General features: G+C 43.6%; 1 protein-coding gene. It reads left to right on the forward strand.

What is annotated here, in order from left to right:
* Positions 1-20: 20 nt before the first annotated feature.
* Positions 21-273: glycerate kinase (locus AAEY72_RS14870; RefSeq protein ID WP_352311321.1), on the forward strand; the 253-nt coding region annotated here is incomplete at its 3' end.

Genomic DNA, 273 nt, shown 5'->3' on the forward strand with positions numbered 1-273 from the left:
CTTACTAAATAGAGCCTTCTATGAAAATCGTTATTGCACCTGATTCATTTAAAGAAAGCTTAAGCGCGCTTGAAGTGGCCAATGCCATCGAACAAGGCTTTAAGCTTATCTTCCCTGATGCACAGTATTGTAAAGTGCCAATGGCCGATGGCGGTGAAGGCACGGTACAAGCTATGGTCGATGCCACACAAGGGCAAATTATTAACCTAACAGTAACAGGCCCTTTAGGATCACCTGTTAACGCATTTTATGGCGTGTTAGGACAACTTAACG

It is taken from the genome of Psychrobacter sp. W2-37-MNA-CIBAN-0211, from assembly GCF_040309405.1.
Taxonomy (GTDB): domain Bacteria; phylum Pseudomonadota; class Gammaproteobacteria; order Pseudomonadales; family Moraxellaceae; genus Psychrobacter; species Psychrobacter glaciei.